Raw genomic sequence first — 16,684 nt, 5'->3', positions numbered from 1 at the left:
ATTCTATATTTTGTCCTTGGGTGTATTTAATGTTTACCCACTATAAATCAACCCATCCCTCCCCATAGCAAATGGTATAATGGCAAAAAGGGAGATTCTGGCGCGAGGCTCGAAGGCTCTCACAGCAGAAAGGATGTTATACCATATGCCTACATACAACAAATTGGTGCGGGACAAGATTCCGCATATCATCACATCTAGCGGTAAGGAATGCCGCACACGCATTCTGGACCCGGAAGAGTATAAGCAAGAACTAAGAACGAAGCTGCAAGAAGAGTCGGATGAGTACATAAGTGCAGCGAACGATCAGGAAGCTTTGGAAGAACTGGCTGACATGCTTGAAGTGATCCGGGCGCTGGCAGAGGTGCATGGAGCGAATGCGGCTCAGTTGGATAAGCTTCGGGCGGACAAGGCTGAGGCGCGTGGCGGATTCCAGGAGCGGGTGTATCTGGTCGATGTCGACGAAGCTTAATGTTAAACTCATTACAGATAACCTGGCAGATGAACTCATTACCCGGATGCAGCATGCGTCCGGGATTTATATTATGACGTCGTTTATTATGCAATCTGGAGTCAAGCTGCTGGCACCGCACTTGAAGCGGGCGGCAGAACGCGGGGCCGAGGTACGTATGCTTGCGGGTGACTACTTGTATATCACCCAGCCAGAAGCTTTGCGGGCGCTGTGTGCTGTTGATCCACGAATTGAAGCGCGGCTATGGCGAAGTATGGGGACTTCTTTTCACCCGAAAGCGTATCTGTTCGATCATGACAACGGGGAAGGACTGCTGATTGTTGGTTCGTCGAACTTTTCATTTACGGCGCTGAAGACCGGTTATGAATGGAATCTCGCAATGAATGCAGAGGCAGAACCATATACGTTCCAGATGGCTTTGGACAAGTTCATGCAGAGCTTCTATCATGAGACGACATTGCCGGTGAACCCCGATTCAATTGCGCTGTATGAAGAAGAGTACCGAAAGTATCACCAGAAGAACCCGGAGATGATCCAGCGAATCATGGAGATGGAAGAAGCGGAATTGGACACAGGACTGCAAGAGGAGAATGAGGAAGAAGTTACCGAGCCGTCGCTTGTACCAATCCAACCGCGCTTTGCGCAGCTTGATGCACTTGAGGCACTCCATGGAACGATGGAGGAAGAGTATGACAAGGCAATGGTCGTCATGGCAACAGGGCTGGGCAAAACGTACCTGGCGGGCTTCTTCGCCCAGCGGTTCGAGCGGGTCCTGTTTGTAGCGCACCGGGAAGAGATTTTGTTTCAGGCGAAGAAGTCTTTTCAGCGGATTATGCCAGAGCGCAGCCACGGTATCTACAACGGGTAGTATAAGGATGGAGCAGCGGATTGTGTGTATGCTTCAATCTTTACGCTGAGTATGCAGAAGCACCGGGATGGGTTTGCGGCGGATGCTTTTGATCTGATCGTGGTAGATGAATTTCATCATGCGGCAGCGAAGACGTATATGTCGGTCATTGAGCATTTTCAACCTGAATTTCTGCTGGGCATTACGGCTACTCCGGATCGGCTAGATGGCAAAGACGTATATGCGCTCTGTGATGGGAACGTGGCCTACCAGATACATTTTATTGATGCGATCCGGCGAGGATGGCTTGCTCCATTCCAATATTACGGTGTATTCGATGACACGGATTATTCGCAAATTCGCTGGATTGGAACGAAGTATGATGAAGAGCAGCTTATGGCGGCTCAGCTACATGAGGAACATGTGGAGAACATCTATTCAGCCTGGATGCGGCATAAACAGACACGAACGATTGGCTTTTGCTCGTCGATCCGGCAGGCAGACTATTTGGCAGCGTATTTTCGCAGTCAGGGGGTGAAGGTGCTCAGCCTACATTCCCGCACGTCGGAGATGTCCCGTGAGGAAGCGATCCGGCAGCTTGATGCGGGTGAACTCGAGATTGTGCTGACGGTGGATCTGTTCAATGAAGGAACGGATATTCCAAGTGTGGATACGCTGCTCTTCGTGCGCCCAACTGAATCACTTACGGTGTTTACCCAGCAGGTGGGGCGCGGTCTGCGGCTGGCGGAAGGCAAATCGCATTGTGTCATTATCGACCTGATCGGAAATTACCGGAATGCGGATGTGAAGCTGAGTCTGCTGGAGGTGCGCGAGGAGCCGGAGGGACCTGGAAAAGGAAGGGATAAAGCTGTGCCGGAAGTTCCGGACAACTGCGGCATTCATCTGGAAACCCGCGTAGTGGATCTGCTTCAGGAGCTCAGCCGTAAGCGGCTACCGCGCCGTGAGAAGCTGCATCAGGATTTTCTGGATGTGAAACGAGAACTAGGACGTATTCCGACTTATCTGGAATTGCACCTGATGGGTCAATCGAAAAGCATCGGGTATCGGAGCGAATTTGGCTCCTATGTGGGTTTCCGCCATTGGGCGGAGATGTTATCTCCGGTTGAGGGAGAGATCTATATTCGGCAGGGGGCGTGGCTGCGGGATGTGGAGAAGACGCTTATGAACAAGAGCTACAAAATGATCGTGCTGCTGTACATGCTGGAGCGAGGCGAAGCACATTGGATGGAGCCGATCAAGCCGGGCGAGATGGGAGAATTTTTCCACACGTATCTGACGGAGAAGGAGTACCGGAAGCGCAAGGACTTTTCGGACAAAGACAAGCTTGCGCTCTGGGAATGGAATGAGAAGACGAGAAGCCAGATTGTACAGTTAATCGCGGATATGCCGATGTCCAAGTGGAGCGGCGCGAAGGGCAGTATGACGCGGTTCGAGGAAGGCGTGTTCTCGCTCGATGTACAGGTGCAAGATGCAGAGGAACGGGCAGTGTTATATCGTTGGACGAAGGAGATCTGTCTGTATCGGCTGCATGCGCATTTTGAGCGAGGGAATCTCTTACGATAAAGAATAGGATATATTTTAAATATAAGGTGCACCGAAGCTGGTAAGACTCTGCTTTGTTGCACCTTTAACTGTTTTTGATCGATCAATAACGATTAATTAGCTTATCGATCTAGTTTTTAAATTCATAGATAGCAAGAATTATAATAACAATTAATGCTACAAGAAAAAAATAAAAAGAGCAATTAAAAGTCCGTAACCCAGTACAGAGGTTAACTTGGTGATTAATTTTTTCATAAAAATCAACCTTTCCTTATTTCATTCACATCTATACTCAACAGAATTACAAACCTTAATTAGGAATTGGTACTTATTGGTATATAACAAACTGGAAATGAGTTTAGTTTCCCATTTTTAACAAAAGAGTGATTCTGAACTTCGTAGTCACTCTTTTTTGCTTTAGCGCCCGATAGATTTGTTTGCAACGAATACTGTTTCGAGGAAAGATTCATATATAAAAATTATTGTGGAAAATTGTGGTTTTATATTGAATAATATACTTATAGTAATTATAGATTTGACTAGGAGCGATTAGCATGGCAAATACAGTACCAGAGGTTATTCCCAAGAAAGCGACTGCAGGAGAAAGATTATTGTTTGAGACTTTAAAGAAACATCTCCCTGAAGACTACATCGTGTACTATGAACCTGATATTCGCGGAAGGCGACCGGATTTCGTTATTATCGGGCCAGATCTGGGCTTGCTTGTCCTTGAAGTGAAGGATTTTACCAAAGGAACATTGCATCAGGTGAATCGGGATGAATGGATTATACACAGCATTGCAGGTGAGACGATCACTGAACCGAGTCCATTGAAGCAAGCAAGAGGTTACGCATTCCTCATAGCGGATCAATTGAAGAAGGATAAGAATCTGATTAAAGAGGGAACCCCAGGATATTTAAAATTCAATTATGGGTATGGTGTTGTTTTCACCCGGTTGAAGCAAAAGGAATTTTTACATATGGATTTATACAGTGTTATTGATCCGGTGTTTGTGCTGACCAGAGAAGAGATCAATCCGGAGGATGAGGATTTCTCGGAAGAAATTCTGATTGAGAAGCTTCTGCATATGTTTACGGTGCCTACCCGGAACCGATATAGCTTGACCCATGACGATATACAAGCAATTCGTTACCATCTGTTCCCCGAAGTGCGGATTAGCGCGGAGCGCAAAGAAATCGTGCCTCATCAGGACCAGCTACTGTTATCCTTGCACAATATCAAGACGATGGATCTGCATCAGGAAAAGATGGCGAAGCAGGTTGGAGATAAGCACCGCTTAATCCGCGGCGTTGCAGGGAGTGGTAAAACGCTGGTGCTTGTCAGTCGGGCGCGGATGCTGGCGAAGGCCAATCCAGACTGGGATATTCTTGTTCTTTGTTATGGATCAACCTTATCCCAATACTTGAGACAGGCCATTGTGCAGAAGATGGAAGAGCCGGAGGATTTATTTGATTTTGTAGATAATGATGGGGATTCTACGCTTGGATCCAATATTCAGGTGAGCACGTTCCATTCGTGGCTCGGCAAGCAATTTCGGATTATGGACATGAAGTTGCCAGCCTTGCTGGAGAAGATAGAGAAGGGCATACAAGAGTTACCAAAATATGATGCCATATTGATTGACGAGGGTCAGGATTTCGAACCGGATTGGTTGAAGTTGGTGAGTGCCTGTCTCAATGAAGAGACGCAGTCCCTCTTGCTTGTGGAGGATCGGGCACAAACGATTTTTAAACGAAAAAACAGTTTGGCTCAAGATACGGGATTGGACTTCCGTGGCCGGTCTAAAATTCTGACAATCAATTACAGGAACACGGCACAGATCGTTCAATTTGCATGGGATTTTTACAAGGAACACTCCAATTTACAGCACAAAGTCATTAGCACTGCGGCAGACGGAATCGAGATTATACCGCCTCAGTTCACAAAACGAAAAGGACCAGAGCCTCTGATCTATCAAAGCCAAAGCACGAAGGCGGAGATGGCGTTCGTAGCCAAGTCGATTGACTATCTGCGCCGAGAAAAATCGTTTGCTCTGAAGGATATTGCAATCCTGTATAGGGTACAGGAACGTCAAGGAATCAACATTATTGGTGAAATGGAGCAAGCTCTAAACGATAACAGTCTTCCGTATAATTGGGTGACCAGAGATGAACAGAGTAAGAAGAGTTTTGATCGCGAAGAGGATAGCATTAAAATGTTAACCATCGACAGCGCTAAGGGGCTGGATTTCAGAGCTGTGTTTATTATTGCTATTGAAACGATGCCACGTAAGATGGGGAAAACAGATGAAGTGGATGAACGGGAAGTGTCCCGCTTCTACATTGGAATGACTAGAGCGCTGGAATGGCTATTCCTAAGCTACTCTGGAGAATCCAGATTCACGCAGTATTTGGATGAGGTACAGCAGCAACGAACAAAAAAGCAGATAGTACGGATGTAAGGAAAGTGTAAATTCTCATGGTAGGAATGGGTGCAAAATATCTGGGTGGTGTTACGAAAGGGAAGTAATAAACCTAGACAAGCTGCTTCGAATTCAGATGGCCTGAGTTCAAAGCAGCTTTTTCATTATAAATATCTATAAATATGCGAAGTCACTGTGAATTAACTTCCTCCTCACTCTTCCGTTTTTTATAAAATCTCCCGGTCCGCTTGCAGATTTAATTTTAAGAGAGGGGAGATAGAATGAGAGGGAGACCCACATTTTCACATCATTTTTCACATAACCATCCAGTTAGTATGGAATTAAAAAAGAATGTCATTCAAGAATACATGCAAACAAACCCATTGGACATCCTTTCTTGGGAAAAATTATGTAGATATACTATATTTCTGGTAAAAGAAGAATCGCAATAATCTAAAGTGGAGTTCTCCTTCATTCGATAGATATAGTTAGAACAAAAGGCTTATCTCGCTTCATCTTGACGAAGCGGATAAGCCTTTTACACTTAGGACAACGAGCCAGGGATGCTCAACCTTTCGATCCTGGAATGATCGTTTTGGCGATCTGGATCAGCTCTTTTGAGGAGACCTTCCCTTTGCCGGATCTTAGGGTATAGTGATACACATATTTAGTTTCAGGTTCCTCATAGGTCCATATTAACTCGAAGGAATCACCTGTATAGGTTCTCTGAATCACGTCCTGTCCGTGTATTTTTATTTTGTGGCTGGTATTGTTCAGTCTATCGTCATAGGAGGCTGTGACCGTTCCCGTATCCTTTCTGTTTAGAATACTTAGTGTAATTTCATTCTTGCCGCTGGTATAGGTTAGGAACGATAACCAGAAATCATCCGTAAAGCCCACTGGCATCAGAGCATAATCTTTGCCAGCAGCTTGGGCTTCACCTAGCAGCTTCTTGGCGATTTCCGCTTTTTCCTCTTCGGAGAGCCTATTCAGATCAGTTGCGTGCTCCATATGCACGCTTGCCTTTTGGAATGTATATGTGGTTGAGCCAGAGAGTTCCTTGGAAATGGGCATACCGGGTACATGTAACATTTTTTTTAATTCAGCAAAATCCTTTACGATATGTGAATTCGCTTTGAGATCAAGGACGTGATTTGGATTGTTTGGCACGACATAGATGATCGCAGCTTCACCTGGTTTGATGTCGTTTACCCAAATATCATTCATTCTGGAAATCCGCTTTTTTTCGTCTTCGGTACGTTCGGGGCCAGTGGAAGTGGACATCGGCTTTTCTTCAAAGAGAACCTTCCCCTAGTCATTGGTTAAGGATTGGTATTTAACGGCAGCAAATCCGGTCGAGGCGGTCAGCAGCATACCTGCTATGAGAAGAAGACTTACTTTATATTTCACGAAAAATTGCTCCTTTTTAAATGTTCTTTCTTCAATACTGTTCATGATTCGATTTTGAAGGGCGGTGCCCGAGGGTTCAACTCTCTGAAATAGGGGTTTCAGGTCTTGGCCGGGGTCGTTGCTCATTGGCTCCTTCCTCCTCTGTATTAACGTAGTATTTTCTGAATTTGGCGGCGGCTCGCTCGTATTTCTTGCGCTGATAGGTTGCATTTTGATTCAAAATAGGATATCAAAGACTTTGATTGGTACTATCTTGGAGATATGGGAACGGACCCGCAGGTGCACTATACGGATCTTACGGGGGACGGTAAGGAAGAAGCTGTAGTAATTATCCAAACTGGACGAGGAACCGGATTAAATAATTATGATATTCATGTCGTGAACGCCGATGATTTCTCCGAAATTAGAGTACAGAGTTACGAAGACATTGTAGCGAATTACATTGAATCGCATGTTAAGAAGAACGGGGATGGTACGTTAGCGATTGCAGCAGAAGTACAAGGACAAGTCTATAACTTCAATTATGATTTCGATCCAGCTCCAGATTACGAACAAAATGAGCTTGGGTTTGGCGGAGTAACAATCTATAGGCTGGAGAATCAGAAAATTAAATTAAATCTTCCCGGATCTGTTGGGATATCTCCCACATATGTATGTGATTTTAATGTGACCTACACATATGACGAGGCCAAGAACGAGTTCATCGTTGATCAGATTGAAGTTGAACCTGTTGAAAATACAAAAGATTAACCCTATTGCATGACACATCCAATACATTTCATAAAACGTTTACAAACTTTCAATTCTGCCCTACCTTTTCAGGAGCGAAGCTGAGATAATGGGAGAGGAATATGGCTAAGAAACCAAAGGCAAAACATTCTTCACCCACAGCATAAATAAACGCTACATACCCATAGGAGGAGTAGAGATGACGACACAACCATTACAACTGATCCAGTCCGCAGAAGGCCAAGCATTGCTTGCTCAAATGTACGGACAGCAGCAGGTCGAGGAACAGACTGCACGTTACACGAAGCTGAATGCTACTTTTGAAGAGTACTTTGGTGTACAAGAGGGCAGCAAATTGTTTAGCGCCGCAGGACGCAGTGAGATTGGTGGTAACCATACGGACCATAACCATGGCAAGGTACTGGCAGGCAGCATTACACTGGATACGATTGCAGTGGCGGCACCAACCGCGGAATTCGTAATTACCTTTTATTCGGAAGGTTATGACAAGAAATATGTAATCGATCTCACAGATCTGACGCCGAAGGCAGAAGACGACGGTACGACGGCGTTGATTCGCGGTATGGCTGCGGGATTCGGAGAGTTTGGATACAAGGTGGGCGGCTTCCAGGCCTACATCTCCAGTAACGTGTTCTCGGCATCGGGTCTAAGCTCGTCGGCTTCCTTCGAGATGCTGATCTGTACAATTCTGAATCATTTCTACAACGAAGGTACGCTGGATGTTGTGGTGATGTCCAAGATTGGTCAGTATGCGGAAAACCAATATTGGAATAAACCTTCCGGTCTGCTGGATCAGATGGCTTGTGCTTATGGTGGTCTGATTGCAATTGATTTTGCGAACCCGGCTGAGCCAGTCATTGAACCTGTGCAATGGGATTTCCAACAGAATGGCTACTCCCTGGTGATTGTAAATACAGGCGGAAACCACGCCGATCTGACCGAAGATTACGCTGCCGTGCCGTATGAGATGAGAGCGGTTGCTCAGGCGCTGGGCCAAGAGTATGTTCGGGAGATTACAGCCGAGAATATCTACGCGAACCTCAAGCAGGTACGTGAAGCTGCGGGAGATCGTGCGGTGCTGCGTGCACTTCATTTCCTGGAGGAGAATAACCGGGTAGATGGCCAGGTGCAGGCGCTGCGGGATGGACGTTTTGCGGACTTCCTGAATTTGATTACAGCGTCAGGGAACTCGTCCTGGAAGTGGCTCCAGAATGTATATCAGAGTGGTTCTGTGAAGGAGCAGGAGATTGGGATTGCGCTTGCCCTGACCGAAAACTATCTGCAAAACCTGGGCGATGGTGCCTGCCGTATCCACGGTGGTGGATTCGCAGGGGTAATCCTCACTATCCTTCCAAACGACAAAGTCGATGAGTATATGTCCTGGATGCACGGCATGCTAGAAACACCAATTATTGTCGTGAACGTGCGTGCACAGGGTGCAGTGTGTCTGAATGAATTGATCGGCTAAGCGTAAAGTCATTCTTGCATTAAATTTATGGATAACGTGTAACGCTTCAAATATAAATGATTGTGGAACTTGAATAAACGAATCAGAAGAAAAAATAATGTTCAACCAAGTCCGGGCCTGCCCGGGCTTTTTGGTTTATTTTAATTTCGACTAAAGTCTAAACTTTGAGGTGGTTTATGTGTTGATTAGGTAGAGGGTTAGAAATGGCGGGACGATGCTTGGATGGTATTTAACATGTAACAGAGGACTATTTCAGTAGGTTTTGACAAGGGGAGGGTATGAAGGATGACTACAACCACAGTGGCAGCAGAGCTTGAAGAGGAACAATTATATGAAGAGTTGAGGCGTGAACTGGAAGATATAGAGGACGGCGAGCAGCGGCAAAGAGTCCTGAACCGAATGATCAGACAGCTCAAGTTTGCCAAATGGCGAAAAGGACGAATGCATAAGTTCGACACCTACTTCCAAAATGTAAAACCGGTAACACTGTGGGTTATTTTAGCGACGGGGGCACTTACGCCAGTACTGTTATTTAGCATGTTCATATGGGTGTCGCTGTGGTTGGAATGAGATTGAAGCATAGAGGGTAATTACCTTGTGTAGGAGAGCAAAAGATTGACATCAAGAGACAAGGGAGGTACTTATGTTATTTGCCGTTTTTTTTGTTGCCATTCTATTCAGTGCTCTGCTGATCTTTCGAATGGATGAAGGAAGAAGACTGAGAATCAGCGCACTAACGGTTGTGGTGTACTGCATATTACTGTGTTTATTGCTTGTATTCCAATCGGTTGAACAGGGTGAAGATTTTATGTATCTGGGGTTCTTCAATATAACCTATGGTGCGGCCAAAGTATGGATTAACATTTACGTGGTCATCGCCCTGGCAGCGTTCATAACGTATCTGGGTGCGAGCGAAGAGGAGTAGTGTTTTGAAGTTATGGCAGCGGCGGGTCAGGTTGTATGTATAGATGTATTTGGATTCTACTTCTTCTGATCAAGAATCTCTTTGGGAACAATCGCATTCTGCACTTCAAAAGTATCATAATTGACGAGAATTGTAATCTCCGTATTTTTATTATTCTTTACATGTCCGCTCAAACTCACATTATGACTCAGGTCAGCGGGAAGGAATTTGTGATCTGTGAACTCTACATCCACACCATAGTTCTCCTTAAGATAGGCGAGACTCACTTGCTGGGCTTTCTCTAAAGTTTCCTTTTGTTCGTTAGACATACATCCAGAAAATAAAAAGATGCATATGAATAAGAAAGAAAAAGTAAAATATTTTTTTATGGGCATGTTCACTTGAGTACTCCTTGCTACTATTAATTGAGTAGGATGTTGTTACTTTCTAAAAAAGGAGTTTAAATTTTCTATTTAATACTAATACAGCTCTTCTTTTTCATTAAAATAACGATGCAACCCCTTTATATATAACATATTACAATTATATTTGGAATTAATTAGTGAAAAAGAGAGAACCACAAATCACCAGAATGGAGCATTCCAATGGTTAGCGGTTCTCTGAGTTAACTTTATTTTAGTGTGACCCTTGCGGGTGTTTCTGTTCGAGAGGTTGCACTTGCCCTTGCATAAACTGGTGATATTCACGGAAACTGCTGATATGATGCAAAGCATCGGTTTTGGAAGACTGGATTTTGACCTTACCGTCTCCAGGGTTCTTTTTCATCTCGGTCAGTGCTGATTTGGATCCTTCGATATCACCTGACATGTCCTGAATTCGCTGCAGCAATGCGGGGTGCCCTTCATGCTGAAGCATTTCAGCAAGTGGTCTCATTTCCTCAAGCTTTTGACTGGATCGTTCGAGTGTGGTCATCACCTGATCCCCATCGGTATGTGCACTCAATGAGACCATTCGGTGGATATGATCTTTCTCCATACGCTCCAGAGCCTCAAGATGAGAAGCCTCAAGTCGCTTGGGGTCATTCCAGCTTTCAACTTGAACCTCTGGTTCATTTTGCTGTGATGCCTGGTTTGCACTATTCCCGTTATTCCCGCATCCCCATAGTAAAGATGAACAGGTCAGGATTGCACCGACTGCAATGATGCTTTTCAAGCTCATGTTGTCACTCCTTCAATTTTTTCCTGAAGGTAGTATGAGCCAACATATATCGAATCATGCCTTTTCCGCAGAAATTCTTTCCTGAAATTACCCATATCCCCAAAAGTTCTGGTAACAACAGCCTACATTAATCCATTGGTGATGGTCCTTCGATTGCCTCAATTGCAGACTTTTAGCTTATTTTTTCTGACCTTTGTTTTCGGTGTACGCATCTTGATTTATAATTAATTTATTTGAATAAGAGGTAATTATTACAAATGAACTACATCTAACGGTTACACAAAAAGAACCGGGAGTTCTCCGGGTCGATTTTTGTTAACATAGCTATTTCATTGCAGTGATTCCTTAGGATGAGGGAACTTCCTTTTTTGGATTACGGTTATCCATAAACCAACCCGGTCCTTCGACACTGAGAACTTCCTGTCTGTCATAGTTATACGAAACTGTAATCCGTTCATCTTCATGTCCCGTTACATAACCGTACAGGTAAAGACGCGAATGGATTGAAGGATCATCAATATCATAGCTGGTTACAACAAATTCAGCATTGTAATATTGCTTGATGTACTGGGCACTGATAGGCGTAGCGATTTCTACCATTTTTTGTTGATCTGATGTGGACATGCTCGAACATCCTATTACAAATGTAAAAATAAGCAAAAGAACTACCGTTAATAGCTTTATTCTCATTAGGTGTATATCTCCTTTTATGGTAAAAGGTATAAATATAAATTTAGTTTAGTTGGAATTTTAGCGACAGACAAGGAGGAGGCAATGCACATCTATAACAACCCGATTTGGCGCTGGACCTTTACACTGCTGTATCCAGCCATTATTTTCATCTTTCAGAGCTGGGGGCCGATATTGGAATCATGGGCGGGTCCCATTCTCTTTGTTGCTTTATTTTGTTTTCTGTGGAGCGGGATTGAGGAGATGTTCATCTCGACAGGGCTGACCTGGTTAGTGGCCATCCCGTGCTGGTGGTATTTTATTGAGCGTCCGCAGCCGACTTTCGGTGCGGAGAATTTTGCGGCACATTTATGGTTAATTGTCATTATATATATCGTTTTCGTGCTCATTCCTCAGGTGCTGATCCTGACCACTCGTCTAAGGATTATGGAATATTATAAGAAGTGACATCAAAATGGGTAATTACATTAGATTTCTTACAGAATCTTCAATCAACAGATAGCTTTCAACTCGGCACCAGTTGGAAGGCAGCTTCTGCATATCCTTATACAGGACTTACAATAAGCCATGTCACCGCATGGCACAGTGCTGTTCAACACATGTATGATTTAAGTAACTCATTTAACGGAGGTTATGACTGGCAATGAAAAATTTTCAAAAAATTGTGTCTGTTTTACTGGTGCTGATAACTGTCTTACTGGTACTTATTTATTTTGAAATGAGGCATAACAACAAAGTACAAGACGGCATTCATAATTATTTGTACAATGCAGATTAATCAACTTGAAACAGAATAAGCTACAGACCCTCTTCCTTAGGAGGTCTTTTTCTTTTGAAGTAAGAATTACTCTTTTTATTTGAGTATGAAATAGTTTTAAACAGTACACAGTTGTGACAAGTGTAAAATTAGAATTCGGCGGTGTACCGTTTTGGCTGGTTGAATCAATATACGAATACTCTTTATTACAATGTTCCAGTCCTGCTGTTCGGACTGTCATTAAATAAGCCCGCTTGTTCGGTTTTAACCAAACAAGCGGGCTTACTGCTTCTGATTTGCTATACTCTTCTTCGAAATTTACCCGTATAGGGAATGGTAATCTTGATGTTCAGGTTCTGAATGGAGTCCTCCGTCAGGATCATCTTCGAACCATTATTGGACAGCTTACGCCACAGGCTTGGGTTCTTGCGGTACAGCTTCTCCTCAAGGCCATAGATATCGACTCCGCGTTTCAGACCCTGACGGTATGTTTGCAGAATCTGATCCCGCAACGTCTTCTCGCTAAAATGAACCATTTCATCATAGGAAATGGGAGTGAGATATTCGTACAAGGCTGTCAAATATTTGGCATCGATATTGAAGTGTACTTCATTCCCCTGAACGACAGGATTAATCTTGATGTTGGGCAGGCCCACACTTAAAACCCCATAGGTGGTTCCGTCTCTCTCAATAATCAGTGGTGCGCGCCGCAAATCCTTGAGCAGCCAGTGGTATCCTGGAATTTTGGGCCGGGGCAAATATTCGAAGTTATTGCCGGTTCTTTCGAAAAAGGCCCCCTCGATCACAAACAGTTCATGTTTCTTTTTGTTCTGCGACCAATGCTCCTTATTCAGTGAAATACATGGCAGATAGGTTGTTGTGGACGGATCGTTATGGGTGGCAATGAGCTTGAAACTGAGCACCGGAGGAAAAAGAGACTCCTCCAGAAAGCTGGGAAGCGGGTTGTGAAGAATGCTGTCCAGCGGCGACATGTTGTAGATGGACGTGGCACTCATTATATTTTCCAAAGGCTCACGAGTGCCATACACCCAAGTTGTGTATCTGGATTCGGGGAAGCGTCCGAGCATATCAAACACACCCTTGATATGATTGCTTGTCAGAATGCTCTCGGCCATAACGATTGCTGTCACATGACCCCAGGCAATATGGAGCTGGGCACTCCGGAATAGTTCGTTTATAGCCAGGTTCAATGTTTTGCCAGTTGCATGTCCAACCCATATGGGAGGGGGTTCCTCATTTTTGGTTGAGCTCTCACTCTTGGCTACACTGGCAAAGTCCATGGTCTGCACGTACACGTGATACATCCCGTCTTTATAATCGACGCCGATTGCCTTGGCGTAGTCGACCTGCTGGATCTCATAGGCACTCCAGCACCCGCTTGTCACGAAACACAGAGCAAGACTGAGCAGACCTAACGACCAACGGCGTATCTGCCGTTTCATCGATCATTGCCTTCTTTGCGTGGCTTCTGCGTTTCGAGATACACGGGTCTGCGTTTCATCCAGCCCTTCGGCAGCTTGAATAGGGAAGCGAGGGCCTGTTTGAAATTAAGTGGCGTCAGTGGTGTCAGGTAAGGAATGCCGAATGACTTGAGATCAGTCAGATAGATCAGGAACAGGATAATGGACAGAATGAACCCGTATATGCCAAGGGACGCTCCAAGTACATAACAGAAAAAGCGCAGAATCAGAACCGAACTGGTCATCACCTGATTCACAATCGTTGCCCCGGCGACGACCGTGACGGCAATGACGACAATCATGAGTGGTGAAACCATGCCGGCGCGGATGGCTGAATCCCCGATAATCAGTCCACCAACCACGGTTAGTGTCTGGCCAATGGCACTGGGAAGCCGTACCCCTGCCTCCCGGAACAGCTCCATCAGAAGCATGATGAGAAACATTTCTACGCCAGATTCCATTGGCAGCCCCATTCGCCCAACCGAGATCGTGGCAACCAGCGGGAAGGGCAGCTGGTCCATATGAAATGAAGTTAGAGCGATATAGAAACCAGGCAGGAATATGGTCACCAATAATCCGATAAAGCGCAGCATGCGGCCCACATTCACCGGCAAAAAGGGGAAACTGGCATCTTCGGGAGATTTGAGAAGCAGAAACAGATTAACCGGACCGATAATGACACTAGGATTGCCATCCACGATGAGAATAAAGCGGCCATTCAGCAGACATTCTGCTGCAAAGTCGGGCCTGCCGGTGTAGTGGGTGACCGGGAAAAGCGTAATTTTCGAAGGAGAAATTAATTCCTCCAGCTCGTTGGCGGTCATGACTCGTTCCGTATCAATCTTGCGCAGCCGATTCTGGACATCGTCAATCAGATCGGGGTTGGCAATGTTTTTGATATACATAAGAGCCACTTTGGTCACGGAACGTGAACCGACTAATTCGATGTTACAGGCCAGGTCGGCTGTACGCAGACGTGTACGAATCAAGGCGATGTTCACCGATAGCCGTTCGATAAAGCCATCCCTTGATCCGCGGATGGATACCTCAGTGGTGGATTCTTCCGGTGTACGCGTAGGAATATTGGAGATATCCATGCTCCACATCGTCTGAAGGGAAGGAATGCAGATGAGCATATGCCCCTCGAATACCCGAAGGGACATCAGTTCTGCACCCAGCGTATCCTGCAAATCCATACGGGTCCATTGAAGGGTAATGGATCTCTCAATATCCGATGTACGAAGGAAGTGCGTACGCTCGTAAGCGCGCGACAATTCAGGAAGAATAATATCGTATATGGATTTGCTGTCCACCATACCGCTGCAATACACGACAATAATCTGTACGGGAGACTCCCCGATCATGTGACTGCTGATGATGACATCATCCGATCCGGCAAAAAACGTCTTCAGGCTATGTTCATTGATTCGAAAGGGCTCAGCCGGTTGATGGTCCTTCTTGGGTGTGGTTGTGATCGGCATGGGCAGGAGCCTCCTTGTCTTTTTTGTGTATGAGCGCGGCCAGAGTCAACAGGACGGTGACAATGGATACGTAGGTGAGCATCACGGGAAACTGAATGTGGCTCACATAATAGTCGACGTAATCAATTCGCCACCACTGTACGGCTATGAAGCACATGATGAAGGTGATGAACAGTACTGCAATGTACCTCTTTCTCGGCCTCCGAAAATCAAGCAGATCCACAATGAGATAGATGGAGATAGCCACTCTGGCAAAAGAACCACTCAGCCACTGATAGATGGATAGGAAGTCTACGTGCTGGAGTAGTTTTCCGATATTCACCAGTTTCCATTGTTCATAAGGAGTATTTCGCTGCTTGGCCGCTTCCTCCGGACCAAATTCAACAATAGCTCCCAGGGTGGGGCCGACCGCCATGGTGAGCATGAATAATCCCAGCAGCAGTATATGCCACCAACGAATTTTGCCTTTCACATCGTGCTGAAACAGCATCAGGATCCAGATCTCCATCAGCCCTGCGAGTGAATAGATCATGCCTTTCATGACAGGACCGGCACCATATTCCATGATCGGGAACAACTGTCCGTAGTCCTTGTATTTCATATTGGCAGACATTACAAAATACCCGAGCAGAATGACAAAGGGGAGCAGGATGCTAGAAGTCATCGCAATGGAGCGGATTCCTTTGGCAGCAGACCAAGCCGCAACCAACGCGCCCACTCCTGCGAGCACGTAGGGCGGGGTGAATTGCAGATAGGTGGATACCGTCCAGTTCGTTGTCTCATATAAGGTATGTGTGGCAAGTGCGAGCAGCAGAAGAGAGGCTGAAATACGGAAGATCCAGGAAAATACAGCACCGAACTCCCGCGTGATCCAGTCCGTCAAGCGCTGTCCGCGTACCCGGCGAATGATTACGAACATCATACATAGAAAAAGCATGAAAAAAGGCGCAGCAGCCACTACAGATAGCCACCCGTCTCTGCCAGCCTGGTCCAAAATGGCCGGGATAGACAGCACGTGACATACGAGTCCGGCACTGAGCAGAATGATGGAAAAGGACAGCCATATCGTGATTTCACCCTTCTCACGGCTCATGGGAATCCTCCTTTCCGTCCAAGGAAGTTTCCGTTAGCTTGTACAGCATATGGGATTTTGATTCTTCTGAATCTGCTTCTGAAGTAAAACGTTCAAAAGCATAGCAATCAGACAATTTTTGTCTTCCTTTCCGCAGCGTTTGCCATCATGCCGTACATCTTCCCGG

At 45.4% G+C, this 16,684-nt stretch carries 15 protein-coding genes and 1 pseudogene; 8 read left to right on the top strand and 8 right to left on the bottom strand.

Annotation, left to right across the window (positions count from 1 at the left end; translation table 11 throughout):
- Positions 1 to 145: 145 nt before the first annotated feature.
- The 3 genes and pseudogenes from AC3WQ3_RS10600 to AC3WQ3_RS10590 all read left to right on the top strand — a co-directional run bounded on the left by AC3WQ3_RS10600 (position 146) and on the right by AC3WQ3_RS10590 (position 5,344).
- Positions 146 to 472 (top strand): nucleoside triphosphate pyrophosphohydrolase, encoded by a 327-nt coding sequence (locus AC3WQ3_RS10600; protein ID WP_492472234.1) that lies wholly within the window; start codon positions 146 to 148, stop codon positions 470 to 472.
- A pseudogene (locus AC3WQ3_RS10595) lies at positions 456 to 2,903 on the top strand (DEAD/DEAH box helicase family protein). Before AC3WQ3_RS10600 ends, AC3WQ3_RS10595 begins: the two are co-directional and overlap by 17 nt.
- A 533-nt stretch (positions 2,904 to 3,436) precedes the next feature.
- Positions 3,437 to 5,344 carry a 3'-5' exonuclease gene (locus tag AC3WQ3_RS10590; protein WP_492472233.1) on the top strand — a complete coding sequence of 636 codons (1,908 nt, stop codon included), beginning with the start codon at positions 3,437 to 3,439 and terminating at the stop codon, positions 5,342 to 5,344.
- A gap of 528 nt (positions 5,345 to 5,872) precedes the next feature.
- On the opposite strand, the gene AC3WQ3_RS10585 is transcribed toward AC3WQ3_RS10590, so the two are convergent.
- Both AC3WQ3_RS10585 and AC3WQ3_RS10580 read right to left on the bottom strand, forming a co-directional pair.
- Positions 5,873 to 6,589: a hypothetical protein gene (locus AC3WQ3_RS10585; protein WP_492472232.1), complete on the bottom strand. Its 717-nt coding sequence runs from the start codon at positions 6,587 to 6,589 to the stop codon at positions 5,873 to 5,875.
- A gap of 27 nt (positions 6,590 to 6,616) precedes the next feature.
- The gene (locus AC3WQ3_RS10580) at positions 6,617 to 6,841 is read right to left on the bottom strand and encodes a hypothetical protein (RefSeq protein WP_492472231.1); all 225 of its coding nucleotides are present in this window, start codon (positions 6,839 to 6,841) and stop codon (positions 6,617 to 6,619) included.
- Positions 6,842 to 6,976: 135 nt separating this feature from the next.
- On the opposite strand from AC3WQ3_RS10580, the gene AC3WQ3_RS10575 reads away from it, so the two are divergent.
- The 4 genes from AC3WQ3_RS10575 (at position 6,977) to AC3WQ3_RS10560 (ending at position 9,858) form a co-directional block, all read left to right on the top strand.
- Positions 6,977 to 7,465: a hypothetical protein gene (locus tag AC3WQ3_RS10575; protein ID WP_492472230.1), complete on the top strand. Its 489-nt coding sequence runs from the start codon at positions 6,977 to 6,979 to the stop codon at positions 7,463 to 7,465.
- A gap of 178 nt (positions 7,466 to 7,643) precedes the next feature.
- A complete protein-coding gene (locus AC3WQ3_RS10570; protein WP_492472229.1) occupies positions 7,644 to 8,933 on the top strand; it encodes a galactokinase in 1,290 nt (429 codons plus the stop codon).
- A 285-nt stretch (positions 8,934 to 9,218) separates the two neighbouring features.
- The gene (locus AC3WQ3_RS10565; protein ID WP_492472228.1) at positions 9,219 to 9,503 is read left to right on the top strand and encodes a hypothetical protein; all 285 of its coding nucleotides are present in this window, start codon (positions 9,219 to 9,221) and stop codon (positions 9,501 to 9,503) included.
- A gap of 73 nt (positions 9,504 to 9,576) precedes the next feature.
- Positions 9,577 to 9,858: a hypothetical protein gene (locus tag AC3WQ3_RS10560; protein WP_492472227.1), complete on the top strand. Its 282-nt coding sequence runs from the start codon at positions 9,577 to 9,579 to the stop codon at positions 9,856 to 9,858.
- Between the two features lie 56 nt (positions 9,859 to 9,914).
- Here AC3WQ3_RS10560 and AC3WQ3_RS10555 read toward each other — a convergent pair whose 3' ends face one another.
- The 3 genes from AC3WQ3_RS10555 to AC3WQ3_RS10545 form a co-directional block, all read right to left on the bottom strand.
- Entirely contained in the window at positions 9,915 to 10,166 is a 252-nt protein-coding gene (locus tag AC3WQ3_RS10555; RefSeq protein WP_176476162.1) for a DUF1433 domain-containing protein, read from the bottom strand.
- A 307-nt stretch (positions 10,167 to 10,473) separates the two neighbouring features.
- Positions 10,474 to 11,016, bottom strand: coding sequence for a hypothetical protein (locus tag AC3WQ3_RS10550; RefSeq protein ID WP_492472226.1), 543 nt, complete (start codon positions 11,014 to 11,016; stop codon positions 10,474 to 10,476).
- Positions 11,017 to 11,361: 345 nt separating this feature from the next.
- Complete coding sequence (locus AC3WQ3_RS10545) at positions 11,362 to 11,640, bottom strand: hypothetical protein (RefSeq protein ID WP_110755832.1); 279 nt, start codon at positions 11,638 to 11,640, stop codon at positions 11,362 to 11,364.
- A 150-nt stretch (positions 11,641 to 11,790) separates the two neighbouring features.
- Here AC3WQ3_RS10545 and AC3WQ3_RS10540 point away from each other — a divergent pair, with 150 nt between their 5' ends.
- Positions 11,791 to 12,153: a hypothetical protein gene (locus AC3WQ3_RS10540; RefSeq protein ID WP_492472225.1), complete on the top strand. Its 363-nt coding sequence runs from the start codon at positions 11,791 to 11,793 to the stop codon at positions 12,151 to 12,153.
- A gap of 609 nt (positions 12,154 to 12,762) precedes the next feature.
- Here AC3WQ3_RS10540 and AC3WQ3_RS10535 read toward each other — a convergent pair.
- The 3 genes from AC3WQ3_RS10535 to AC3WQ3_RS10525 are packed head-to-tail and all read right to left on the bottom strand — an operon-like array spanning position 12,763 to position 16,518.
- A complete protein-coding gene (locus AC3WQ3_RS10535; RefSeq protein ID WP_336781323.1) occupies positions 12,763 to 13,926 on the bottom strand; it encodes a Ger(x)C family spore germination protein in 1,164 nt (387 codons plus the stop codon).
- Positions 13,923 to 15,425: a spore germination protein gene (locus tag AC3WQ3_RS10530; RefSeq protein WP_492472224.1), complete on the bottom strand. Its 1,503-nt coding sequence runs from the start codon at positions 15,423 to 15,425 to the stop codon at positions 13,923 to 13,925. Before AC3WQ3_RS10530 ends, AC3WQ3_RS10535 begins: the two co-directional genes overlap by 4 nt.
- The gene (locus AC3WQ3_RS10525) at positions 15,382 to 16,518 is read right to left on the bottom strand and encodes a GerAB/ArcD/ProY family transporter (protein WP_492472223.1); all 1,137 of its coding nucleotides are present in this window, start codon (positions 16,516 to 16,518) and stop codon (positions 15,382 to 15,384) included. Before AC3WQ3_RS10525 ends, AC3WQ3_RS10530 begins: the two co-directional genes overlap by 44 nt.
- Positions 16,519 to 16,684: the final 166 nt, after the last annotated feature.

This window comes from Paenibacillus sp. FW104-T2, from assembly GCF_058789975.1.
The sequence above is the reverse complement of the archived record's forward strand: the minus strand, read 5'-3'. Positions and strand labels throughout refer to the sequence as shown.